A 22,079-nucleotide genomic window follows, 5' to 3' on the forward strand; every position below is an offset into this window, starting at 1 on the left:
TGACAGGAACTGATGACCCCTATGCATTGCCCTCTGTAGCAGTCCGGCTTGCCGGCGGTAGCGATAGCAAGGACGCCACCGCCGGCAAGCGGGACTGCTACAGGGGCCGTGCTTTAGCTTCTGAAATAAAAACGGCCTCCGAAGAGGCCGTCATCTTTGCGGGCTAACGCTGAATCAGAAGAAACCCAGCGGGTTGATGTCGTAGCTCACCAGCAGGTTTTTGGTCTGTTGGTAGTGCTCGAGCGCCACCTTGTGGGTTTCGCGGCCGACGCCGGATTTCTTGTAGCCGCCGAACGCAGCGTGCGCCGGGTACAGGTGGTAGCAGTTGGTCCACACACGACCGGCCTTGATCGCGCGTCCCACGCGGTAGGCACGGTTGATGTCGCGGGTCCACACACCTGCGCCCAGACCGAATTCGGTGTCGTTGGCGATGGCGACGGCTTCGGCTTCATCTTTGAAGGTGGTGACGCTGACCACCGGGCCAAAGATTTCTTCCTGGAACACGCGCATCTTGTTGTTGCCTTTGAGCAGCGTCGGCTGGATGTAGTAACCAGTCGCCAGCGAGCCTTCCATTTTCTCGACCTTGCCACCGGTCAACAGCTCGGCGCCTTCGCCCTGGGCGATGTCGAGGTACGAAAGAATCTTGTCGAATTGCTGCTGCGACGCCTGAGCGCCGACCATGGTGTCGGTGTCGAGCGGGTCACCGCGTTTGATTTTCAGGACCTTCTGCATCACCACTTCCATGAACTGCGGATAGATCGACTCCTGAACCAGGCAGCGCGACGGGCAGGTGCAGACTTCGCCCTGGTTGAAGAACGCCAGCACCACGCCTTCTGCGGCCTTGTCGATGAACTCGGGCTCGGCGCTCATCACGTCTTCGAAGTAGATGTTCGGCGACTTGCCGCCCAGCTCGACCGTCGACGGAATGATGCTGTCGGCAGCCAGTTTCATGATGTGCGACCCCACCGGCGTGGAGCCTGTGAACGCAATCTTGGCGATGCGCTTGCTGCTGGCCAGCGCTTCACCGGCTTCGCGGCCATAACCTTGCACCACGTTCAGCACGCCTTTGGGCAGCAGATCGCCGATCAGTTCCATCAGCACACTAATGCCCAGCGGTGTTTGTTCGGCAGGTTTAAGCACGATGCAGTTACCGGCTGCCAGTGCAGGGGCGAGTTTCCACGCGGCCATCAGCAGCGGGAAGTTCCACGGAATGATCTGGCCGACCACGCCCAGCGGTTCGTGAATGTGATACGCCACGGTGTTGCCATCAATCTCGGCTGCAGTGCCTTCCTGAGCACGCAGCACGCCTGCGAAATAGCGGAAGTGGTCAACAGCCAGCGGGATGTCGGCGTTGAGGGTTTCGCGTACGGCCTTGCCGTTGTCCCAGGTCTCGGTGACGGCGAGCAGTTCGAGGTTCTGCTCGATGCGGTCGGCGATCTTCAGCAGGGTCAGCGAGCGTTCCTGAACGGAAGTCTTGCCCCACGCATCGGCAGCGGCGTGGGCGGCATCCAGGGCTTTATCGATGTCTTCGGCAGTGGAGCGAGGGAATTCGGCGATCAGCTTGCCGGTGATCGGCGAGGTGTTTTCAAAATACTGGCCTTTGACCGGCGGCACGAACTCGCCACCGATGTAGTTGCCGTATTGGGTCTTGAAGGTGACGATCGAGCCTTCAGTACCGGGATGGGCATAACGCATGGTGAATATCTCCTTGCTCTTGTGATTGTGTGGGGATAACGCGCTGCTGCACTTGATGTAACGACGCTTGATGAAAGCGTAGAGCAAAGCGCGGGCCATTGCCGTGTAGCGCCCGGTTTATAAGGGGTTTGGCTGGGAAACGGACGCCTGGCGGGTGTCCTTGTGCCAGCCTCGGGACGGCGAGGGTGACAGTTTGTATCGAATGTGGGACAGGCGACCGGCTTGCGGCTTTGGAATCATTGCAATGCACAGAATCGAGGAGGATGCTGGTCGGCAACTCCCCGGGAGCAAACCTTGGAAGAACAATAAAAATGCACAGCAATCCGTTCGCTCGACATGCCCAGCAAGTCCTGACCGTTGCCCAGGGCAAGGCTCATCATCAATACGGCCCCGGCGCCGACCCCTCGATTGCCCGCTCATGGTTGCGATGCCTGGAGGACTATCACCTTGACCCCGCCCAGGCGGTCGCGCCCACTGTGCTGGAACATGCCCGCGTGCTGGAAAGCCGCGAGCGCCTGCAGCAGGTGCTGACCATTGCCGGTGGCGAGATGAACAGCCTGCATCAGCAACTCTCGGGCGGGAACGCGGTGCTGTTGACCGACGCGCGTGGCGTGATCCTCAACTGCGTGACCGAGCCCGGCGAACGCAGGATTTTCGAGCGTGCCGGGTTGTGGCTGGGTGCTGACTGGAGCGAGGCGCGGGAAGGCACCAACGGCATCGGCACCTGTCTGGTGGAGCGCCAGTCGGTGACCATTCATCGTGACGAGCATTTTCGAGGGCGTCACACCGGGCTGACGTGTTCGGCCAGTCCCGTGTTCGACCCTCACGGCGACCTGCTTGCGGTGCTCGATGTTTCCTCCGCGCGGCATGACGTCTCGCGGCAGAGCCAGTTTCACACCATGGCGCTGGTCAATCTTTCGGCAAAGATGATCGAAAGCAGCTACTTTCTGCGCCATTTCGATGATCAGTGGCTGCTGCGTTTTCATCTTCAGGCAGGGTCGGTGGGGCTGTTCAGCGAAGGATTGCTGGCGTTTGACGGGGAAGGGCGGGTTCGTGCCCTCAACCAGAGTGCGCTGAATCTGCTGAGCCTTGGCCGGGCAGATGTGATCGGACAGCCGGTCGAGGCGTTGTTCGATTGCTCGCTCGATGAGTTGATGGGCCGGGCGTCCCCGGACGCGGCCACAAGTTGGCCACTGCGGACCCGGGACGGGCGAGGATTCTTCGCACTGCTGCGTGGGCAGACGCGTCCTGCGCTGAAAATCCTTCCTGCTCCAATTGTCAGCAAACCTGTGTCGAAGCCTGCGCCAAGCGGGATCTGCCTGGGCGATCCTTCGCTGCAATCTGCCTTGCGCCGTGCGGTGAAGGTCTTCGAGCGCGATGTGCCGTTGTTGATCAACGGTGAGACCGGCTCCGGTAAGGAAGCGTTCGCCAAGGCTGTGCATCACGCTAGCCAGCGAGCAGAAAAACCGTTCGTGGCACTGAACTGTGCGGCGATTCCCGAGAGCCTGATCGAGAGTGAGTTGTTCGGCTATCGCGGCGGCAGCTTCACCGGTGCACGCAAGGAAGGCATGCGGGGCAAGTTGCAGCAGGCCGACGGCGGAACGTTGTTTCTCGATGAAATAGGCGACATGCCGGTGGCGTTGCAAACGCGGTTGTTGCGGGTGCTGGAAGACCGGCTGGTGGTGCCGATCGGGGGTGAGCCGCAGCCTGTGGACGTACGAATCATCAGCGCGACGCACCGGCATTTGTTGGGACGTGTGGAGGATGGCAGTTTTCGGGAGGACCTCTACTATCGCCTCAATGGCCTGGAAATCGCGCTGCCGCCGTTGCGCGAGCGAAGCGACAAGTCTCAGTTGCTGGATTTTCTTCTGGAAGAGGAGGCGGGAGGACATCCGGTCGTCCTCGATGCCGAGGCACGGCTGGCGCTGCTGGATTTCCATTGGCCTGGCAATGTGCGACAGATGCGTAATGTTCTGAGAACCCTGGCGGCGTTGTGTGAGGACAATCAGATCGTTCTCGCCGATTTGCCGTCGTTGGTTCGTCACGGCAGCCTTCAGACGCCGACCACCGCTGAGCAAACCGATTCGCCGCTGGATGACGCAGAACGCTCGGCATTGCTCGCGACCCTCGAGGCCCAGCGCTGGCACATGACCCATGCGGCGAAAGAGCTGGGGGTCAGCCGCAATACCCTTTATAGAAAGCTGCGCAAGCATGGGATCAGTAGATAACGAATACCCGATGTAGGAGCGCGCTTGCCCGCGATTGCAACCTTTCTGTGACCAAAATATGCCTGACCCACCGTAATCGCGGGCAAGCGCGCTCCTACAATTGTCCGCGCTTCGCATTGCCCTCCTTCTAAGCTAACCTGCGCCAATGTTTTAAGAGGTCGGTCATGCACATTCATATTCTGGGTATCTGCGGCACGTTCATGGGTTCGCTGGCGGTTCTCGCCAAGGATCTGGGCCACAAAGTCACTGGCTCCGATGCCAACGTCTATCCGCCGATGAGCACGCAGCTTCAGGCGCAGGGCATCGAGCTGATGCAGGGTTACGACCCTTCGCACATGGATCCGGCGCCGGATCTGGTGGTGGTCGGTAACGCCATGTCCCGCGGCAACCCCGCTGTCGAATACGTTCTCAATAAAGGCCTGCCGTACGTTTCCGGCCCACAATGGCTGGCCGATCACGTGCTGCGCGGTCGCTGGGTGCTGGCGGTTGCCGGTACTCACGGCAAAACCACCACCAGCAGCATGCTCGCCTGGGTCCTGGAGCACGCGGGCATGAGCCCGGGCTTCCTGATCGGTGGCGTGCCGCAGAACTTCGCGGTGTCCGCACGCTTGGGCGACACGCCGTTTTTCGTGGTCGAGGCCGATGAATACGACAGCGCCTTCTTCGACAAACGCTCAAAATTCGTCCACTACGGCCCACGCACCGCGATCCTCAACAACCTTGAGTTCGATCACGCGGATATCTTTCCCGATCTGCCGGCTATCGAACGTCAGTTCCACCATTTGGTGCGCACCATCCCGAGCGAAGGCCTGGTGATCCACCCGACGACCGAGCCTGCGCTGCAGCGTGTGATTGAAATGGGTTGCTGGACGCCGGTGCAAACCACCGGGCAAGGCGGTCAATGGCAGGCGAAGCTGCTCAGCGAAGACGGCTCGAAGTTCGAAGTGATCTTCGAGGGCGTTGCGCAAGGTGTCGTCGATTGGGGAATGACCGGGCAACACAACGTTGCCAACGCACTGGCCACGCTCGCGGCAGCGCGACATGTCGGCGTGGTGCCGCAGCAGGGCGTTGAAGCCTTGAGCGCCTTCAAAAGCGTGAAGCGCCGCATGGAGAAAGTCGCTGAAGTGCGCGGCATCACCATTTACGACGATTTCGCGCACCACCCGACCGCCATCGCGACCACGCTGGATGGCCTGCGCAAGAAGGTCGGTGAGGCGCCGATCATTGCTATCGTCGAGCCGCGCTCCAACTCAATGAAGCTCGGCGCGCACCGCGACGGTCTGCCGGAAAGCGTGGAGCAGGCCGATCAGGTGGTGTGGTACTCCCCGGCGAATCTGGGTTGGGATCTGGGCGCCACAGCGGCTCAGTGCACGGTGCCCGCAGTGGTCTGCGACTCGCTGGAAGGCATCATCGAACGCGTGAAAAGCCAGGCCCAGCCCGGCACCCATGTGGTGATCATGAGCAACGGCGGCTTCGGCGGCCTTCATGGCAAGCTGGCCGAGGCGCTGAAATGAGCGGGCCGGAACGCATCACGCTGGCGATGACCGGCGCGTCCGGCGCGCAATACGGGCTTCGCCTGCTCGATTGTCTGGTGCGCGAAGATCGCGAAGTGCACTTCCTTATTTCCAAAGCCGCGCAGTTGGTCATGGCCACGGAAACTGACGTCACGCTGCCACCAAAACCTCAGATGATGCAGGCTTTCCTGACCGAGTACACGGGGGCCGCCGATGGGCAGATTCGTGTATATGGCAAGGAAGACTGGATGTCGCCGGTGGCGTCGGGTTCGGGTTCGCCCGCGGCGATGGTCGTCGTTCCGTGCTCGACCGGCACGTTGTCGGCCATCGCTACCGGGGCCTGCAACAACCTGATCGAGCGCGCCGCTGATGTCACCCTCAAGGAGCGCCGTCAGTTGATTCTGGTGCCCCGCGAGGCGCCGTTTTCCAGCATTCATCTGGAAAACATGCTCAAGCTGTCGAACCTCGGCGCGGTGATTCTTCCGGCATCGCCCGGTTTCTATCACCAGCCGCAAACGATCGATGATCTGGTCGATTTCGTTGTGGCGCGCGTCCTCAATCTGCTGAATATCCCACAGGACATGTTGCCGCGCTGGGGCGAGCATCATTTTGGCGCCGATGAATAAGAAGCTGTTTGTCCTCACCGTCGGCCTGTTGCTCGCCACCGGCTGCTCGACTGTCCGCACACTGGACGCCAATCAACCGGGCGCGCCGGTGGTGTATTCCGGCACTCGGCTGGATCTGTATGCGATTCAGGGCGGCTGCTGCGAGAAAGACCGTTTTGGTGCCGAGGCTCCGAAGTATCCGATGCTCGACCTGCCGGGCAGCGCGTTGCTCGATACCTTGCTGCTGCCGTTGTCGGTTCTGACGGTGCTGGGTGTGGGATTTCAAGCGTCCGGGGGGATGTAGAAGCCCCGTTGCCTCCCGTAGCAGTCCGGCTTGCCGGCGGTGGCGTTCGCACAAGCGCTACCGCCGGCAAGCCAGACTGCTACAGGGTATCTGGCCAGCCAATATGGGCGGTTTATCTCCCCAGACGCCGCAAATCATCCGATTCCACGACCCGCACCCCGTCCTGTTCTTCCAACGCCAGGCGCCAGAGTGCGCGGGCCAGCTGGCACGCTTCGATGCCGCCGTATTTGCCGGGTATCAATTTGGCGATCGGTGCAGCGAGCTGCTCCACCAGGCGCTGATCCAGACGTTCGCCAATCAGCAGTGAGGGCCGGGCGATGGTCAATTGCGGCCAGTTCTGGTCTTTGAGCGCTTCTTCCATTTCGCCTTTGACGCGGCTGTAGAAAATGCTCGATTCAGGATCGGCATTCACCGCGCTGATCACCAGCAGGTGCCGAGCGCCCAACTCCCGGGCCCGCTTGCCGAAGGCCACCACCATGTCCATGTCGACGGCGCGAAAAGCGTCTTGAGAGCCGGCCTGCTTGATCGTGCTGCCCAGACAGCAGAAGGCGATATCCACACGTCCGCCAAGCTCTGCGAGCAGCGAAGTAAAGTCGCCTACCGGGTTTTCCAGGTGGGGGTGATCGGCGAGCGGACGGCGGCTGGGGGCCAGTACGCGGCTGACGGTGGGTTCGTTGAGCAAGCGATCGAGCAAGTGTTCGCCCGTCAGTCCAGTCGCTCCGGCAAGCAGGATGTGTTGCGGCGTCAAGTACATGGTCTTTCTCCCTTGATACGACACAAGCATAGGCGCTCTAAGGAAACAGACTGCGCTGGGACGACGCTTGTTTCACAAAACTCACGAATTTTTCATCACCCGTACAGCTACAGGAAAGGCAATGGGCGGCGAATCAATGACCGACCGCCGCTTTGATGCCCTTACCGACCGATACGGTATTCAACGCCCGCTCCGCCTGGCTTTTGCGCAGCTTCTGCCAATGTGCGATCACGCCCTTGGGGGCCCAGATCTGTGGTTCGGACGGGTCGAAGTTTTCCTCGGTTTCCCGTTGCGCGACGATTGCCTTGGCGTCTTCAAAGGCTTGTAGCAGGTCGTCGGTTTCCACCAGCGCCTTGCCGAACAACGCTTCGCCGAAATAAGTGAAATCCGCTTCTTCCGAACAGCCGAACGACACCCGATCCTCCCTCGACGCGGTGATCACCAGGGTGCGTTCGTCCTTGATCGCCGGAATGAACCCTCCGGAATAACAGGCCGAAATCACGACCACTTTGTCACGGTTCTTCAGGGGCGCCAGCACGCCCGCCATTTCATTGGCAGGCAGATCCGACAGCTCCAGACGCGGCTGGTCGAGCACCAGTTCATGCTCGTGTGTGCCGTGACTGGTGAGATAGATGAAGATCAGGTCTTCCGGGCCGCTGCGTTGAGCGAGGGTCTGCACGGCGCGGCTGATGTTTTCGCGGGTCGCCATTGGACGATCAGTCATGTGGTCGCGATGATTGACCAGCGAAACCTGGCCGAAGGCGCCGAATCGTGTGGACAGCAGTTTGTTGACGTAGTCCGCTTCGCGCAAGAATACGCTCTGCTTGCCATCGCCCCCCACGACCAGGCTGTACAGCTCGATGGCCGGGGTGGAGGCAGGCACTGCGGCGAGGGCTTTTTCCAGCAGCGGCCCTTGAGCGAGCAAACCTATCTCCAGTGGGTCGGGAAGCACCTTGCCCGTCGCGTCACGTATGCGCTGTCCATTGGCCCAGGTGCCGCTCTGCACACTGCCGTCGGCTGACGTGAGACTTCCAGCCCCGTGATAGTTGTCGTTCTCGAACTGCCCGACATAGCGGCTGCCGTCCGGCATCTTCAAGCGACCCTCGCCAACGAACCGCCAGTTGCGAAACTGCCCCTGATAGTTGGTGCCGTCTGATCCGATCAGCTCACCCTTGCCGGTGAAGGCGCCATCCTTGAACTGCCCGGACCAGACATCGCCATCAGCGTTTTCATAGCGCCCGCGACCGTTCAACTGGTTGTTGTGAAAACCGCCCACGTACTGATCGCCATCGGCGCTGGTGAAGTTGCCGGTGCCCTCAAGCTGGCCGTCGACGAACCTGCCGCTGAATTGATTGCCCGCCGCATCGCTGCGTTGGCCTTCGCCGTTGGGTTTGCCATTGGCAAACTCGCCTTGATACTCGCTGCCGTCTNCCTTGAACTCGCCGCGGTAGCTCATGCCATGCTCTTTGAGCGTGCCTTCGCCATCGCGCCGCCCCAGTTTGTAGCCGCCAACGTAGCTGCCGCTGCTGGTGGTCAGGGTGCCCTGCCCCTGGAACAGACCGTCCTGAAAGCCACCCTTATAGACATCGCCGTTGCTGGCGTGCCACTCGCCCTGGCCGTTCCACTGCCCGTTGCTGAACTCCCCGGCGTACCAACTGCCATTGGGGTAGTCGATGCGGCCCTTGCCCTGCAGGACGCCATTGACCACGTCGCCACGGTAGCGGCCGCCATCAGGCAGGCGAGCGTCCGGCGGCAGCAGGGATTCGCCGTCACCGCAAGCGGTAAGCAGAAAGGTAAGGGCCAGAGGGGCAAGCGCGCGCATGGTAAATCCCGAAAATGAGGTATTTCGGCGTGATCGGATTCGCGTACTTGTATCGAGTCGCTCACACAGCCGCAGCGAGTATGCCGCAGCCGGGAAGTGTCATGAAACAGTCAGTTACGACTGTTTCATGTTTTATGAGGTTTACACGAAGGCGAGGGAAAGTGGTTCAGCGATGAACGCCGGCTTGTCCTGACCCTCGATCTCAAGGGTCGCTGTGGCTTTGAGCAGCCATTGGCCGGGTTTCTTCTCGGTGACTTCGGTGAGCGCAACTTTTAGACGAACGCGCGAATCGACCTTGACCGGTTGAATGAATCGCACGCTGTCCAGGCCATAGTTCACCACCATCTTCAGCCCTTCGGGCAGTACCAGCAGCGACTCCATGAGTTTGGGGATCAACGACAACGACAGAAAACCATGAGCAATAGTGGAGCCGAACGGCGTCTGCGCGGCCTTTACCGGGTCAACGTGAATGAACTGGAAATCGCCGGTGGCTTCGGCAAACAGATTGATGCGTGCCTGGTCGATGGTCAGCCAGTCGGAACTTCCCAGTTCCTTGCCTTCATAACTCTTGAGCTCTGCAACAGGTACATACGGCATCGATACTCTCCTTGTGAATCGTCTTCGTCTTGCGGTTTTGTTTTTTCGGGGTTCTGCGGCTATAGGCTCTTTTATTGCTTCCTCTGTAGGCGTGAGCTTGCTCTTCGTCCTGTAAGAGCGCGCTTGCCCGCGAAGGCGGTGTTTCAATCACCATTCAGGCGGCAGACAGATTGCTATCGCGGGCAAGCGCGCCCCTACGGATGCATGTGATCCGGTTTGAAGATCAGCATGCCGCAGAGCGTCGGTCAAGAGAGGGAAAGCTTGCGAATACCGAACCATAGCCGCAGAAGCTGCATGCTTATAATGTCGCCGCGAATTTGCTGGAGTTTTTTATGTTGTTAAGAGGCCTTACCTGGCTGGTGCTGTTCCAATTGGTGGGAACGGCGCTCAATCATCTGTTTCTGTCCGTTCTGCCGGGGCCGATCATCGGGCTGGTGCTGTTGATGATTTATCTGATGGTGCGTGGCGAAGTCAGCGAACCCATCAGCCTCGCCGCCGGCAGTCTGCTGCGTTACCTGCCGTTGTTGCTGGTTCCGCCAGCGGTTGGCGTCATGGTCTATGCCGGTCAGATCGCTGATGATTTCTGGGCCATTGTAGGGTCGCTGGTGCTTTCATTAATGATCTCGCTCACGTTTGCTGGCTGGCTGATGCAGAAACTCATCGACCGCCAGATCAAGCGCCGGGAGCCATCATGAGTCTGGATTGGCAGGGGGCCTGGCTGGCCGTGATTCATCATCCGCTGTTCGGCATCGCCATCACCCTTGGGGCCTACCAGGTGGTGCTGGCCGGTTACGAGAAAACCCGCTGGGTGTTTCTGCAGCCGGTGCTGGTGTCGATGCTGGTGGTCATCGGCGTGCTGGTCAGTTGCGGGCTGGATTACGCCGAATACCGCAAGAGCACCGAAATTCTCAGCATTCTGCTGGGCCCTGCCACGGTGGCGCTGGCGGTGCCGCTTTATCTGAATCTGCGGCGTATCCGGCAGTTGTTCTGGCCGGTCTTGACTACGCTGGTGATTGGCGGCGTGTTTGCAACGGCGCTCTGCGTGGGGCTGGGCTCTGTGTTGGGCGCCGATCACATGATCCTGATGACCATGGCGCCCAAGTCGGTGACGTCGCCGATCGCCATGCTGGTGGCAGAGCAGATTGGAGGCGTGGCTGCGCTGGCTGCGGTCTTCGTGTTGATCACTGGCGTCATTGGCGGCATATTCGGCCCCGGTCTGTTGACGCTGGCAGGTGTGCAAAGCCCGGAAGCAAGGGGCATGGCCCTCGGGCTGACCGCCCACGCGGTGGGTACTTCGGCGGCCTTGCAGGAAGGTGAAGAATGCGGTGCCTTCGCGGCGCTGGCGATGAGTTTGATGGGTGTCGCAACGGCCTTGTTCCTGCCGTTGGCGGTGTCTCTGGTTGCTTGAGGGTGGGTCTATGTCGTTGCCGTTGTTTCCGCTGAACGCTGTGCTGTTTCCGGGGTGTGTCCTCGATTTGCAGATTTTCGAGGCGCGCTACCTGGACATGATTAGCCGCTGCATGAAACAGGGCGAGGGTTTCGGTGTGGTCTGCATCACTGAAGGCAGTGAGGTGGGTGATGTGCCGGAAGGGTTTTCGCAGATCGGTTGCGAAGCGCTGGTCACCGACTTCCAGCAACAGGACAACGGCCTGCTCGGCATCCGGGTCGTGGGCGGCCGGCGGTTTCGCGTGGTCGAGGCCCAGGTTCAGCGGGACAACCTGTTGATCGCCGAGGTCGAATGGCTGGAAGACCCCGACGAGAAGCCGCTTCAGGAAGAGGACGAGGATCTGGTCGCGTTGCTGGCCGCGCTCGCCGAGCACCCGATGGTGGCCGCGTTGAATATGGGGCTGACCGCCAGCGGTCAGCAGTCGCTGGCCAATCAACTGGCCTACCTGCTGCCGTTCGCCGAAGAAGACAAGATCGAGCTGCTAGAAATCGACGACGCCGAAGAGCGGCTCGATGCCATTCAGGATCTGTTGGACGAGATGCAGGGCGACATGCAGGCTTGATCAGGCTCAACACGGAATCTGTAGCAGTCCGGCTTGCCGGCGGTTGCGTATCTGGAATCGCCAACGCCGGCAAGCCGGACTGCTACAGGTCATGTGTATGACATCCCTGCTCGTAGATTCAATACTCATACCGAATCAGCCCATGGGTCAGCGAGTTAAAGGCAAACCCGCCCAGCAGCGCGACCATCGCCGGTAGCAGCAGCCACCACACACGCAGCGGCAGGGCGGGCAGTGTTTGCTTGTTTTGCACGAAGGACAGGCTTGCGGCACAGGCGAAGAACGCCAGCAACATCCCCGCCAGCACGTCGGTTGGCCAGTGAACTCCCAGATAGACGCGCGACATGGCAATCGACGCCGCAGGGATCACGCCCAGTAACAGCCAAGTCAGCCGCAACCGCACAGGCTGCCCGCGACCGGCCAGCACGGCCAGGGTCATGAACAGCGCAAACGACGCAGAAGAATGTCCACTCGGCATGCTGTAGGTGGTCAGCGGTTCGGCGAGCACTTCCGGGCGTGCGCGAGCGAAGGTCTGTTTCATGCCTTGGTTGATGACCGCCGACCCAAGGGTCGTTGCGCAGGCGAAGATCGCGTGTCGCCACTGTCGCGTGACCAACAGAATGATCAACAACAGCCCGGCCGCATAGAACTGAGTTCTGAAATCGCCGAGACCCGTAACCAGCACCACGAAATTTTCCGCTGCTGCGCTTCGATGCTCCTGCACCAGCGTCATTACGCCCTGGTCCAGATGGGTCAGATACGGCCAGCCCAGAAACACCGCGATCAACATGATCAGGCAGGTCAGGGCGATCAATTTGGTGGCGTAGCGCTTGGCCCGCAGGCTGCTCTGAATCGCCACACCCAGAAGCATGGCAAGCCCTGCGGCAACGACGGCAGCTTCTGGCCAGAAGCCCTCCGGCAGCGGTAGACGAATCACCGCGCCCGCCGCCCAGCCCGGCAGAATGTAGGCGAACGACCAGCCCGCCGCAGCGATCACGCTGACCCCGGCGAAGCGCACGAACGGCATGTCGCACATGCCGGCGACCATGGGCAGCATCGGGCGCAGCGGCCCGATGAAGCGTCCCACCAGCAGGCTGGCGATGCCGTACCGCTGGAAATAGGTTTCGGCGCCGCTCATCCATTCCGGATGATGGCGCAAGCCAGGCAGGCGGCGGATGTTCTGGTGGAAACGTCGCCCCAGAAAGTAGGAAACGAAGTCGCCGAGCAAGCCCCCCAGAAAGCCCAGCAACAAGGCCTCACTCAACGGCAGGATGCCGCTGCCAGCCAGTGCCGCGATGGCGAACAGCGCCACGGTGCCGGGTACGATGATTCCGGCAATCGCCAGGCATTCCAGGCACGAAACCAGAAAGATCGCCGCGCCGAGCCACGACGGGTTGACGGTCAGCCACGCAGTGATGCTGTCGAGCCATGCGCCCATGGGTCAGTTTCCTTGCTCGATGATGAGGTAATCGCGACCTTCGACTTGCCCGCGACGAACCGGGTTCCGCGTACAGAAGCGCGCATAGCCCGCATCCACGAAGCGGTACATCAGGTGTTCGTCGCGTCCGGCGGGAATGCCCAGTCGGGTGGTCTGGATGATCTGCGAGGGGGGAGAGCCGACGTCTTCGACAAAGATTTGCTCAGGGTCGAAACGCTTGGCATCCCACATGGGTACTTTGAGGCCCAAGGCTTTGCACAGCAGTGTCTGGCCGGCACACAGCCGCTCGGGCGGGCGCAGATTACCGCTCGCGTCGGGGTTGTTCAATTGCATCTGCGCCAGACTGTTCTGGTCCGAGAAGGCATCGACCCACGGGTAGGCCGATTTGATCAGCACTGCGTTGCCCGGTCCGCCCGCGCTGAAGTTCAGCGAGTCGCCGCCCCGTGCGTAGTACATATAGATGTGGCCGCCATCCAGAAACAAAGCCTTACGCTTTTCCGTGTAGCCGAGGGATGCATGGCTGCCTTTTTCCTCGAGGTAGTAGGCTTCGGTCTCTATGATGCGCGCCGATAGCCATAATTCACCGACCTTGTGCCGAACGACCTTGCCCAGCAAGTCCCGGGCGAGCGTCTGCGCATCGCGGTTGAAGAAACTGTCGGGGAGAGCGCGGGATGGCTGGTCGGGCATGGCTTGATAAAGTCCAGGGGCGGCTGGCGATGATAGCAATCTCGGGCTTAATTGCAGCTGAATGGCGAGGGAGCTTCTGCATGGTTTCTTTGTACAAGCGCGCTTGCCCGCGATGGCGTGTTGTCAGGCAACGCGCCCCGCGCAGGCCGATCGTATCGCGGGCAAGCGCGCTCCTACACCTGAGAGAGTGGGTTTCACCCAACAAATCCGGCTTATATCGACCATCCGCCTGTCGCCGCTGTCGTTCGTCACGCCCGGCAGCTATAATCGGCCGCTTTCCTCTCTGCCAAGACCTCATGAGACCATGACTGAGTCCGTTCTTGACTACATGACCCGTCTGGGTCGCGCCGCCCGCGAAGCTTCGCGCGTGATCGGTCGCGCCAGTACCGCGCAGAAAAACCGCGCGCTGGCGGCTACCGCTGCCGCGCTGGACGCTGCCCGTGACGAACTCACCGCCGCCAACGAGCAGGATCTGGTCGCTGGCCGCGTCAATGGTCTCGAACCTGCCCTGCTTGAGCGCCTGGCCCTGACCCCGGCTCGCATCGACAGCATGATCGCCGGTTTGCGTCAGGTCGCCAGTCTGCCTGACCCCGTCGGTACCCTGCGCGACATGAACTTCCAGCCCTCGGGCATCCAGGTCGGCAAGATGCGCGTGCCGCTGGGCGTGGTCGGCATCATCTATGAGTCGCGCCCGAACGTGACCATCGACGCTGCCAGCCTGTGCCTCAAGTCCGGTAATGCGACCATCCTGCGCGGCGGCTCCGAAGCCATCCACTCCAATCGTGCCATCGCCGCCTGCGTTCAGCGGGGACTGGCTGAAGCCGGTCTGCCCGCTGCTGTTGTGCAAGTGGTCGAAACCACGGATCGCGCCGCCGTTGGCGCACTGATCACCATGCCCGAGTATGTGGACGTCATCGTTCCTCGCGGTGGCAAGGGGTTGATCGAGCGCGTCAGTCGTGAAGCCAGGGTGCCGGTGATCAAGCATCTGGATGGCATCTGCCACGTTTATGTCAGTGCCCATGCCGATCTGGTCGCGGCGCAGCGCATCAGTTTCAACGCCAAGACCTACCGCTACGGCATCTGCGGCGCCATGGAAACCCTGTTGGTGGATCAGGCGATTGCCGCGGATTTCCTCCCGCAGATGGCAGGGCAGTTCCGCGAGAAGGGCGTCGAGTTGCGTGGTTGCGAGCGTACCCGCGACTTGATCGACGCGATCCCGGCGACCGAAGAAGACTGGCACACCGAATACCTGGCGCCGATCCTGTCGATCCGCATCGTGACCGGTCTGGATCAGGCCATCGAGCACATCAACCACTACGGTTCGCATCACAGCGACGCCATCGTCTCCGATTCTCAGGCTCAGACTCGCCGCTTCATGGCCGAAGTCGACTCCAGCTCGGTGATGGTCAACGCACCGACCTGTTTTGCCGATGGCTTCGAGTACGGTCTGGGCGCGGAAATCGGGATTTCCACCGACAAGATTCACGCCCGTGGCCCGGTAGGGCTGGAAGGCCTGACCTGTGAGAAATACGTCGTCGTGGGCGACGGCACCCAGTTGCGCGGTCAGGCCTGACTTGGCCGATAGCCGCCGGCACACAGGCAAGAGTGCAAGTACGGTGAGCGAAGTGGCCGGCAAATCGGGCCAGGCTGCACGCATGCCGAAACGTATCGGCATGCTGGGCGGCACTTTCGACCCGGTGCACATTGGCCATTTGCGCGGCGCGCTGGAAGTCGCCGCGCTGCTTGAGCTCGATGAGTTGCGTCTGACGCCCAGCGCCAGGCCGCCTCATCGCGATATGCCGGGCGTATCTGCGCAGGACCGATTGGCAATGGTCCGGAGCGCGGTACAGGGGGTATCGCCATTGACGGTGGACGACCGCGAACTATTGCGGGACAAACCGTCGTATACCATCGACACGCTGGAATCGATGCGCGCTGAACTGGCGCCCGATGACCAGCTGTTCTTGTTGCTGGGATGGGACGCCTTTTGCGGGCTGCCGACCTGGCATCGTTGGGAAGAGTTGCTGGAGCACTGCCATATCGTGGTGCTGCAACGCCCGGACGCCGACAGCGAGTCGCCGGACGCCATGCGTAACCTGCTGGCGGCGCGCGCAGTCAGCGATCCGAAAGCCCTGAAGGGGCCTGGCGGACACATTACATTCGTCTGGCAGACACCGCTCTCGGTGTCTGCCACCCAGATCCGCCAACTGCTGGCCAGCGGGAAGTCGGTACGTTTTCTGGTGCCAGACGCAGTACTGGCCTACATCGAGGCGCACGGACTGTACCGTGCGCCCAATTGAACTGAATGAGTTTTTTATGACAAAGCAAAAAATTTCCGTTTCCGGCGAAGAGCTGGTTGAACTGACCAAGGCCGCGCTGGAAGACGTCAAGGCTCAGGACATCCTGGTCATCGACGTCAAAGACAAGCACAGCCTGACCGACTACATGGTGATCGCCACCGGTACGTCGAACCGTCAGATCAACGCGATGCTCGACAAGGTTCGCGAGAACGTCAAGGCCAAGGGCGCACAGCCGCTGGGCGAAGAAGGCAAGGGCGAAAGCGACTGGGTGCTGCTGGACCTGGGTGACGTGATCGTGCACATGATGACCGCCGCTGCCCGCCAGTTCTATGACCTGGAACGTCTGTGGCAGGGCGCCGAACAGAGCCGTGCAGCCAGCGGTGCGCATCACACGCCAGGCAACGAATAAGGGCTCATCGTGCGTCTGCGTCTGATTGCTGTCGGTTCACGCATGCCCAAGTGGGTGGAAGAGGGGTGGCATGAGTATGCCAAGCGTCTGCCATCCGAACTGGCCCTGGAACTGGTAGAGATTCCGCTCAATACCCGAGGCAAGAACGCCGACGTGGCACGCCTGATCCGTCAGGAGGGTGAGGCCATGCTGGCGAAGGTGCAGCCGGGTGAGCGGATCGTCACCCTCGAGGTTCACGGTAAACCGTGGAGTACCGAGCAGCTGTCGGTCGAGCTCGATCGCTGGCGCCTCGATTCGCGCACGGTGAACCTGATGGTCGGCGGCCCCGAGGGGTTGGCGCCGGAAGTCTGTGCCCGTGCCGAGCAGCGTTGGTCGTTGTCACCCTTGACGTTGCCGCACCCGTTGGTGCGCATCCTCATCGGTGAGCAGATTTATCGTGCCTGGACCGTGTTGTCCGGTCACCCTTATCACAAGTAGCGCCGCTGCCTTCACTGTGAACACGCCCTAAATGTCTCAGCCGATTCGCCTCAAAGACCACGAAAAGGACGCACGCCTGGTGCGCAGCCGAGTCGTGGTCGGTGCCGTGGCCGTCATCGTGCTGATCTGCGTGTTGGTTGCTCGGCTGTATTTCCTGCAGGTGATCCAGTACGACTATCACTCGACCCTGTCGGAGAACAACAGGGTTCATGTGCAGCCGATTCCGCCCAGCCGCGGCTTGATCTTCGACCGAAACGGCGTGGTCATCGCCGATAACCGCCCCAGTTTCAACTTGAGCATGACCCGCGAACGCTCGGGCGGTGACTGGGCCCAGGTCCTGGACACGATCATCGAAGTGCTCGAGCTGACCCCCGATGACCGGATCATCTTCGAAAAGCGCATGAAGCAGGGCCGTCGCCCGTTCGAGCCGGTGCCGATCCTTTTCGAGCTGACCGAAGAGCAGATTGCCCGGATCGCAGTCAACCAGTTCCGCCTGCCGGGCGTTGAAGTGGTGGCGCAGCTGATTCGACATTACCCGCAGGGCGCTCATTTTGCGCACTCGGTGGGCTACATGGGGCGGATCAACGAGAAAGAACTGAAAAGCCTCGATCCCGTGAATTACAGCGGCACCCACCACATGGGCAAGACCGGTATCGAGCGCTTCTACGAGCCTGAACTGCACGGCCAGGTCGGCTACGAAGAGGTCGAGACCAACGCCCGTGGCCGAGTGCTGCGGGTCTTGAAACGGACCGATCCGGTGCCGGGCAAGGACATCGTGCTCAGCCTCGACATTCAACTTCAGGAAGCCGCCGAAGCTGCACTGGGCGGCAGGCGCGGCGCTGTCGTGGCGCTGGACCCGAACACGGGCGAAGTGCTGGCTATGGTCAGTCAGCCGAGTTTCGACCCGAACCTGTTCGTCACCGGTATCAGCTTCAAGGCGTACTCCGAACTTCGCGATTCGGTGGACCGGCCGCTGTTCAACCGGATTCTGCGCGGCTTGTATCCACCGGGTTCGACCATCAAGCCTGCCGTCGCCATCGCCGGTCTCGATACCGGTGTCGTGACCGCCAGCACCCGGGTGTTCGACCCCGGCTATTACATGCTGCCCAATTACGACCACAAGTACCGTAACTGGAACCGCACGGGAGACGGCTGGGTCGATCTGGACACCGCCATCATGCGTTCCAATGACACCTACTTCTACGATCTGGCGCACAAGGTCGGCATCGATCGGCTATCCACCTACCTGAACAAGTTCGGCATCGGACAGAAGGTCTCGCTGGACATGTTCGAGGAGTCGCCGGGCCTGATGCCGTCCCGCGACTGGAAGCGCATCACCCGCCGCCAGGCCTGGTTCCCGGGCGAAACGCTGATTCTGGGGATCGGCCAGGGCTACATGCAGGCCACACCCCTGCAACTGGCTCAAGCCACTGCGCTGGTGGCGAACAAGGGCAAGTGGAATCGTCCGCACCTGGCCAGAACCATCGAGGGGCAGAAGCCGGTGGACGAAAACCCGATGCCCGATATCGTCCTGCGTGATCCGTCCGACTGGGGCAAGGTCAACCACGGCATGCAGCAGGTGATGCACGGCGCTCGCGGTACTGCACGAAAGGCGGCTATCGGCGCGCAATATCGAATCGCGGGCAAAAGCGGGACGGCGCAGGTCGTGGCGATTCGTCAGGGCGAAAAATACGATCGCTCGAAAGTGCAGGAGCGCCACCGCGACCACGCGTTGTTCGTGGGTTTCGCGCCGGCCGATAACCCGAAAATCGTCGTCGCTGTGATGATCGAGAACGGCGAGTCCGGTTCGGGGGTGGCAGCGCCCGTCGTTCGTCAGGTCATGGATGCCTGGCTGTTGGATCCTCAAGGCCATCTGAAACCCGAATACGCCAGCAATACACTGCCTCCGGAGACCGCGGCCCGTGAAGAGTAATTTCGACCGCATCCTCTCCAGCGAAGATGTGATGCGCCGTCGCGCCACCTTCCTGCAGAAAATCCATGTGGACGGCCCGCTGCTGATCCTGCTGCTGACGCTGGCCGCCGGCAGCCTGTTCGTCCTTTATTCGGCCAGCGGCAAGAGCTGGGACTTGCTGATCAAGCAAGCGACCTCCTTCGGTATCGGGCTGGTGTCGATGTTCGTCATCGCCCAGCTGGAGCCTCGCTTCATGGCGCGCTGGGTGCCAATCGCCTACGTCTTCGGCGTTCTGCTGCTGGTGGCGGTGGACGTCATGGGCCACAACGCCATGGGTGCAACGCGCTGGATCAACATTCCGGGGGTGATTCGCTTCCAGCCCTCGGAATTCATGAAGATCATCATGCCGGCGACCATCGCCTGGTACCTGTCCAAGCGCACGCTGCCACCGCATCTGAAGCACGTCGCGGTCAGTCTCGGGCTGATCGGGCTGCCGTTCATCCTCATTGTGCGCCAGCCGGACCTCGGTACTTCGCTGCTGATTCTGGCCTCCGGGACCTTCGTGCTGTTCATGGCCGGCCTGCGCTGGCGCTGGATCATCGGCGTGATCGCCGCGGCGGTGCCGGTCGCGGTGGCGATGTGGTTCTTCTTCATGCACGACTACCAAAAGCAGCGGATCCTGACGTTCCTTGACCCAGAGAGCGATCCGCTGGGCACCGGCTGGAACATCATTCAGTCCAAAGCGGCCATCGGCTCGGGCGGTGTGTTCGGCAAGGGCTGGCTGCTGGGTACCCAGTCTCATCTGGACTTCCTGCCCGAAAGCCACACCGACTTCATCATCGCGGTTCTGGGCGAAGAGTTCGGCCTGGTGGGCATCTGTGCGCTGCTTCTTATCTATCTGCTGTTGATCGGTCGCGGGCTGGTGATCACCGCACAGGCGCAGACGCTCTACGGCAAGCTGCTCGCGGGCAGCCTGACCATGACGTTTTTTGTTTATGTTTTCGTCAACATCGGTATGGTCAGCGGTCTGTTGCCGGTCGTGGGGGTGCCATTGCCCTTCATTAGCTACGGCGGAACTTCGCTGGTGACGCTGCTGTCAGCGTTTGGGGTTTTGATGTCGATCCATACACATCGAAAATGGATCGCTCAGGTTTGATTACAGTGATTAACCAGTCAGGTTTAAAGGTCAGGAACTCAATGCAAGTAGTGCGTGGCTGGGCTGCTCGATATGCGCCGCTGGTCGGTCTGATGGGCATCCTGGGGTCAGCGCAGGAGTCGCTTGCCGGTGACTATGAGGGCTCGCCCCAAGTCGCCCAGTTTGTCAGCGATATGACTCGCGATTACGGATTCGCCGGTGAGCAATTGATTGAATTGTTCCGGGATGTACAGCGCAAGCAGTCGATTCTCGATGCCATTTCGCGGCCAGCCGAGCGGGTCAAGCCGTGGAAGGATTACCGCCCGATGTTCCTGACCGATGCGCGCATCGCGCGGGGTGTGGACTTCTGGCGACAGCATGAAGCAGCACTGTCCCGCGCCGAGCAGGAGTACGGCGTACCGGCTCAAGTGATCGTCGCGATTATCGGAGTTGAAACATTTTTTGGGCGCAATACCGGAAATTACCGGGTAATCGACGCATTATCGACGCTAGGTTTCGACTATCCTCCCCGAGCGGAATTTTTTCGCAAGGAGCTGCGCGAGTTTTTGTTGCTGTCTCGCGAGGAGCAGGTCGATCCGTTGACGTTGAAGGGCTCTTACGCCGGGGCGATGGGATTGCCGCAGTTCATGCCGAGCAGTTTCCGGGCTTACGCGGTGGATTTTGACGGGGACGGCCATATCAATATCTGGAACGATCCTGATGACGCAATTGGCAGCGTCGCCAGTTATTTCAAACGCCATGGTTGGGTCGCGGGGGAGTCTGTGGTCAGTCGGGCAAGCGTGCAAGGCGATCATGTCGACGAGGGTTTGAGTCCCGGAATCGAGCCGGTCAAGACCGTTGGGGAGTTGCGAGCCTTGGGGTGGGCGAGTCATGATGCGCTGCGCGATGATATGCCGGTCACGGCTTTTCGCCTGGAAGGCGACAGCGGCCCTGAATACTGGATGGGTCTGAAGAATTTTTACGCAATCACGCGTTACAACCGCAGTGTGATGTACGCCATGGCCGTGCATCAGCTGTCTGAAATGCTTGTTCAAGCTCGGGGCGTCAAGTAATGCGGTCATTGCCGATGCAACAACCATTGAAGCTGATGGCCTTCGCAGCGCTGGCATTGCTGGTCGTCAGTTGCTCCAACAGTCGACCGACACAGCAGGGCAATATCATCCGTGCGCAGCCGGGACTGGATATCAACCGTGCGCATAAAGATGGTGCGCCCTGGTGGGATGTCGACGTCTCACGCATCCCGGATGCCGTGCCGACGCTGCACACCGGCCCCTACAAGGCCAACCCTTATACCGTGCTGGGCAAGACCTACTTCCCGCTCAGCAACTCCAGCAATTACATCGCGACCGGCACCGCGTCCTGGTATGGCACCAAGTTTCACGGCCAGAACACCGCCAACGGCGAAGTTTATGACCTGTATGGCATGAGCGCGGCGCACAAGACGCTGCCGCTGCCCAGCTATGTGCGTGTCACCAATCTGGACAACAACCGCACTGTGATCCTGCGGGTCAACGACCGTGGGCCGTTTTACTCCGATCGCATCATCGACTTGTCCTACGCTGCCGCCAAGAAACTCGGCTACGCCGAAATCGGTACGGCGCGGGTGAAAGTCGAAGGTATCGACCCTGCGCAATACTGGGCTCAGCGGGGCAAACCTGCGCCGTTGATGCTCGATCAGCCTCAGGTCGCGAGCAATCCACCGCCTCGGCAGGCGCCGGTTGCAGCGCCGGTGATCACCGCTTCGGCGGGCACAATCGAACAATGGACGCCACCACCGGCTCAACACGCCGCCCCGGTTTCGCCGGTTCCGATCGACGCAAAAAAAAACGCTTCCGGACCAGCGTCTGGGCTGTTTCTCCAGGTGGGAGCCTTCGCCAACCCGGACGCTGCGGAACTCCTGAGGTCCAAACTGAGCGGGATGGTGCGGGCCCCGGTTTTCGTGAGCTCGATAGCGCGCAATCAACAGACGCTCTATCGCGTGCGGATGGGGCCGGTCGACACGCCGGGTGAAGCCCAGCAACTGCAAAACAGCGTGAGGTCGGCCAATCTGGGTTCGCCAAGCGTCGTGACATCGGATCAGTAACATCGCAACAGTGATTCGTTCCTCGGCAACGAGGACGAATCAAAACTGCCTGGCAAGCGACTTGCCGCCAGAGCAAGCGTTGTCAGCAGCTT

General features: G+C 60.9%; 21 protein-coding genes and 1 pseudogene. 15 read left to right on the top strand and 7 right to left on the bottom strand.

Annotation, left to right across the window (positions count from 1 at the left end; genetic code table 11):
• Window positions 1-174: 174 nt before the first annotated feature.
• Window positions 175-1,695 (bottom strand): aldehyde dehydrogenase family protein, encoded by a 1,521-nt coding sequence (locus D3M70_RS06375; RefSeq protein WP_120125054.1) that lies wholly within the window; start codon window positions 1,693-1,695, stop codon window positions 175-177.
• Between the two features lie 311 nt (window positions 1,696-2,006).
• Between D3M70_RS06375 and D3M70_RS06380 the strand changes: the two genes are divergently transcribed.
• The 4 genes from D3M70_RS06380 to D3M70_RS06395 all read left to right on the top strand — a co-directional run bounded on the left by D3M70_RS06380 (window position 2,007) and on the right by D3M70_RS06395 (window position 6,346).
• Complete coding sequence (locus D3M70_RS06380; RefSeq protein WP_120125020.1) at window positions 2,007-3,923, top strand: sigma-54-dependent Fis family transcriptional regulator; 1,917 nt, start codon at window positions 2,007-2,009, stop codon at window positions 3,921-3,923.
• 164 nt (window positions 3,924-4,087) lie between these two features.
• The gene (mpl, locus tag D3M70_RS06385; protein WP_120125021.1) at window positions 4,088-5,437 is read left to right on the top strand and encodes a UDP-N-acetylmuramate:L-alanyl-gamma-D-glutamyl-meso-diaminopimelate ligase; all 1,350 of its coding nucleotides are present in this window, start codon (window positions 4,088-4,090) and stop codon (window positions 5,435-5,437) included.
• Entirely contained in the window at window positions 5,434-6,063 is a 630-nt protein-coding gene (gene ubiX / locus D3M70_RS06390; protein WP_120125022.1) for a flavin prenyltransferase UbiX, read from the top strand. The genes mpl and ubiX overlap by 4 nt, the downstream gene beginning before the upstream one ends.
• Window positions 6,056-6,346: a YceK/YidQ family lipoprotein gene (locus D3M70_RS06395; protein ID WP_120125055.1), complete on the top strand. Its 291-nt coding sequence runs from the start codon at window positions 6,056-6,058 to the stop codon at window positions 6,344-6,346. Before ubiX ends, D3M70_RS06395 begins: the two co-directional genes overlap by 8 nt.
• Before the next feature lie 112 nt (window positions 6,347-6,458).
• Here the strand turns inward: D3M70_RS06395 and D3M70_RS06400 are convergent, their stop codons facing one another.
• The 4 genes and pseudogenes from D3M70_RS06400 to D3M70_RS06410 all read right to left on the bottom strand — a co-directional run bounded on the left by D3M70_RS06400 (window position 6,459) and on the right by D3M70_RS06410 (window position 9,519).
• Entirely contained in the window at window positions 6,459-7,100 is a 642-nt protein-coding gene (locus D3M70_RS06400; protein WP_120125023.1) for an NAD(P)H-binding protein, read from the bottom strand.
• 133 nt (window positions 7,101-7,233) lie between these two features.
• The coding region (locus D3M70_RS06405; protein WP_256659734.1) for a C13 family peptidase at window positions 7,234-8,530 on the bottom strand (1,297 nt) is incomplete at its 5' end.
• Window position 8,531: 1 nt separating this feature from the next.
• Window positions 8,532-8,922: pseudogene (locus tag D3M70_RS32750) on the bottom strand (peptidase C13); the annotation flags it as partial.
• 141 nt (window positions 8,923-9,063) lie between these two features.
• A complete protein-coding gene (locus D3M70_RS06410) occupies window positions 9,064-9,519 on the bottom strand; it encodes a MaoC family dehydratase (protein WP_120125025.1) in 456 nt (151 codons plus the stop codon).
• 332 nt (window positions 9,520-9,851) lie between these two features.
• Here D3M70_RS06410 and D3M70_RS06415 point away from each other — a divergent pair, with 332 nt between their 5' ends.
• The 3 genes from D3M70_RS06415 to D3M70_RS06425 are packed head-to-tail and all read left to right on the top strand — an operon-like array spanning window position 9,852 to window position 11,528.
• Window positions 9,852-10,214 carry a CidA/LrgA family protein gene (locus D3M70_RS06415; protein WP_120125026.1) on the top strand — a complete coding sequence of 121 codons (363 nt, stop codon included), beginning with the start codon at window positions 9,852-9,854 and terminating at the stop codon, window positions 10,212-10,214.
• On the top strand, window positions 10,211-10,927 hold the full coding sequence (locus tag D3M70_RS06420) for an LrgB family protein (protein ID WP_120125027.1): 717 nt from the start codon (window positions 10,211-10,213) through the stop codon (window positions 10,925-10,927). Before D3M70_RS06415 ends, D3M70_RS06420 begins: the two co-directional genes overlap by 4 nt.
• A 10-nt stretch (window positions 10,928-10,937) precedes the next feature.
• The gene (locus D3M70_RS06425) at window positions 10,938-11,528 is read left to right on the top strand and encodes an LON peptidase substrate-binding domain-containing protein (protein ID WP_120125028.1); all 591 of its coding nucleotides are present in this window, start codon (window positions 10,938-10,940) and stop codon (window positions 11,526-11,528) included.
• Between the two features lie 118 nt (window positions 11,529-11,646).
• Here the strand turns inward: D3M70_RS06425 and D3M70_RS06430 are convergent, their stop codons facing one another.
• The gene (locus tag D3M70_RS06430) at window positions 11,647-12,963 is read right to left on the bottom strand and encodes a bifunctional DedA family/phosphatase PAP2 family protein (RefSeq protein ID WP_120125029.1); all 1,317 of its coding nucleotides are present in this window, start codon (window positions 12,961-12,963) and stop codon (window positions 11,647-11,649) included.
• Window positions 12,964-12,966: 3 nt separating this feature from the next.
• Complete coding sequence (locus D3M70_RS06435) at window positions 12,967-13,650, bottom strand: DNA-3-methyladenine glycosylase (protein WP_120125030.1); 684 nt, start codon at window positions 13,648-13,650, stop codon at window positions 12,967-12,969.
• A gap of 304 nt (window positions 13,651-13,954) precedes the next feature.
• Between D3M70_RS06435 and D3M70_RS06440 the strand changes: the two genes are divergently transcribed.
• The 8 genes from D3M70_RS06440 to D3M70_RS06475 all read left to right on the top strand — a co-directional run bounded on the left by D3M70_RS06440 (window position 13,955) and on the right by D3M70_RS06475 (window position 21,987).
• A complete protein-coding gene (locus tag D3M70_RS06440; protein WP_120125031.1) occupies window positions 13,955-15,223 on the top strand; it encodes a glutamate-5-semialdehyde dehydrogenase in 1,269 nt (422 codons plus the stop codon).
• A gap of 82 nt (window positions 15,224-15,305) precedes the next feature.
• Entirely contained in the window at window positions 15,306-15,950 is a 645-nt protein-coding gene (gene nadD / locus D3M70_RS06445; protein ID WP_120125056.1) for a nicotinate-nucleotide adenylyltransferase, read from the top strand.
• A gap of 16 nt (window positions 15,951-15,966) precedes the next feature.
• A complete protein-coding gene (gene rsfS / locus D3M70_RS06450; RefSeq protein ID WP_081569285.1) occupies window positions 15,967-16,359 on the top strand; it encodes a ribosome silencing factor in 393 nt (130 codons plus the stop codon).
• A gap of 9 nt (window positions 16,360-16,368) precedes the next feature.
• A complete protein-coding gene (rlmH, locus tag D3M70_RS06455) occupies window positions 16,369-16,836 on the top strand; it encodes a 23S rRNA (pseudouridine(1915)-N(3))-methyltransferase RlmH (protein ID WP_062384870.1) in 468 nt (155 codons plus the stop codon).
• A 31-nt stretch (window positions 16,837-16,867) separates the two neighbouring features.
• Complete coding sequence (gene mrdA, locus D3M70_RS06460) at window positions 16,868-18,769, top strand: penicillin-binding protein 2 (protein WP_120125032.1); 1,902 nt, start codon at window positions 16,868-16,870, stop codon at window positions 18,767-18,769.
• A gap of 31 nt (window positions 18,770-18,800) precedes the next feature.
• A complete protein-coding gene (rodA, locus tag D3M70_RS06465; protein WP_062384967.1) occupies window positions 18,801-19,904 on the top strand; it encodes a rod shape-determining protein RodA in 1,104 nt (367 codons plus the stop codon).
• A gap of 41 nt (window positions 19,905-19,945) precedes the next feature.
• Window positions 19,946-20,956, top strand: a complete 1,011-nt coding sequence (gene mltB / locus D3M70_RS06470; protein ID WP_120125033.1) for a lytic murein transglycosylase B — start codon at window positions 19,946-19,948, stop codon at window positions 20,954-20,956.
• The gene (locus D3M70_RS06475) at window positions 20,956-21,987 is read left to right on the top strand and encodes a septal ring lytic transglycosylase RlpA family protein (protein ID WP_120125034.1); all 1,032 of its coding nucleotides are present in this window, start codon (window positions 20,956-20,958) and stop codon (window positions 21,985-21,987) included. The genes mltB and D3M70_RS06475 overlap by 1 nt, the downstream gene beginning before the upstream one ends.
• The last annotated feature ends 92 nt before the right edge of the window (window positions 21,988-22,079 follow it).

This window comes from Pseudomonas sp. LS-2, assembly GCF_003605735.1.
In the GTDB taxonomy this organism is placed as follows: Bacteria; Pseudomonadota; Gammaproteobacteria; order Pseudomonadales; family Pseudomonadaceae; genus Aquipseudomonas.

Excerpts from the sequence above, each read along its gene's own strand:
- D3M70_RS06475 (WP_120125034.1), top strand. The coding sequence starts at position 20,956 with ATGCGGTCATTGCCGATGCAACAACCATTGAAGCTGATGGCCTTCGCA.
- D3M70_RS06425 (WP_120125028.1), top strand. The coding sequence starts at position 10,938 with ATGTCGTTGCCGTTGTTTCCGCTGAACGCTGTGCTGTTTCCGGGGTGT.
- D3M70_RS06440 (WP_120125031.1), top strand. The coding sequence starts at position 13,955 with ATGACTGAGTCCGTTCTTGACTACATGACCCGTCTGGGTCGCGCCGCC.
- rsfS (WP_081569285.1), top strand. The coding sequence starts at position 15,967 with ATGACAAAGCAAAAAATTTCCGTTTCCGGCGAAGAGCTGGTTGAACTG.
- ubiX (WP_120125022.1), top strand. The coding sequence starts at position 5,434 with ATGAGCGGGCCGGAACGCATCACGCTGGCGATGACCGGCGCGTCCGGC.
- D3M70_RS06410 (WP_120125025.1), bottom strand. The coding sequence starts at position 9,519 with ATGCCGTATGTACCTGTTGCAGAGCTCAAGAGTTATGAAGGCAAGGAA.
- D3M70_RS06395 (WP_120125055.1), top strand. The coding sequence starts at position 6,056 with ATGAATAAGAAGCTGTTTGTCCTCACCGTCGGCCTGTTGCTCGCCACC.
- D3M70_RS06380 (WP_120125020.1), top strand. The coding sequence starts at position 2,007 with ATGCACAGCAATCCGTTCGCTCGACATGCCCAGCAAGTCCTGACCGTT.
- D3M70_RS06375 (WP_120125054.1), bottom strand. The coding sequence starts at position 1,695 with ATGCGTTATGCCCATCCCGGTACTGAAGGCTCGATCGTCACCTTCAAG.
- D3M70_RS06400 (WP_120125023.1), bottom strand. The coding sequence starts at position 7,100 with ATGTACTTGACGCCGCAACACATCCTGCTTGCCGGAGCGACTGGACTG.
- mpl (WP_120125021.1), top strand. The coding sequence starts at position 4,088 with ATGCACATTCATATTCTGGGTATCTGCGGCACGTTCATGGGTTCGCTG.
- D3M70_RS06415 (WP_120125026.1), top strand. The coding sequence starts at position 9,852 with ATGTTGTTAAGAGGCCTTACCTGGCTGGTGCTGTTCCAATTGGTGGGA.
- D3M70_RS06430 (WP_120125029.1), bottom strand. The coding sequence starts at position 12,963 with ATGGGCGCATGGCTCGACAGCATCACTGCGTGGCTGACCGTCAACCCG.
- nadD (WP_120125056.1), top strand. The coding sequence starts at position 15,306 with ATGCCGAAACGTATCGGCATGCTGGGCGGCACTTTCGACCCGGTGCAC.
- D3M70_RS06420 (WP_120125027.1), top strand. The coding sequence starts at position 10,211 with ATGAGTCTGGATTGGCAGGGGGCCTGGCTGGCCGTGATTCATCATCCG.
- D3M70_RS06435 (WP_120125030.1), bottom strand. The coding sequence starts at position 13,650 with ATGCCCGACCAGCCATCCCGCGCTCTCCCCGACAGTTTCTTCAACCGC.
- rodA (WP_062384967.1), top strand. The coding sequence starts at position 18,801 with ATGCGCCGTCGCGCCACCTTCCTGCAGAAAATCCATGTGGACGGCCCG.
- mltB (WP_120125033.1), top strand. The coding sequence starts at position 19,946 with ATGCAAGTAGTGCGTGGCTGGGCTGCTCGATATGCGCCGCTGGTCGGT.
- mrdA (WP_120125032.1), top strand. The coding sequence starts at position 16,868 with ATGTCTCAGCCGATTCGCCTCAAAGACCACGAAAAGGACGCACGCCTG.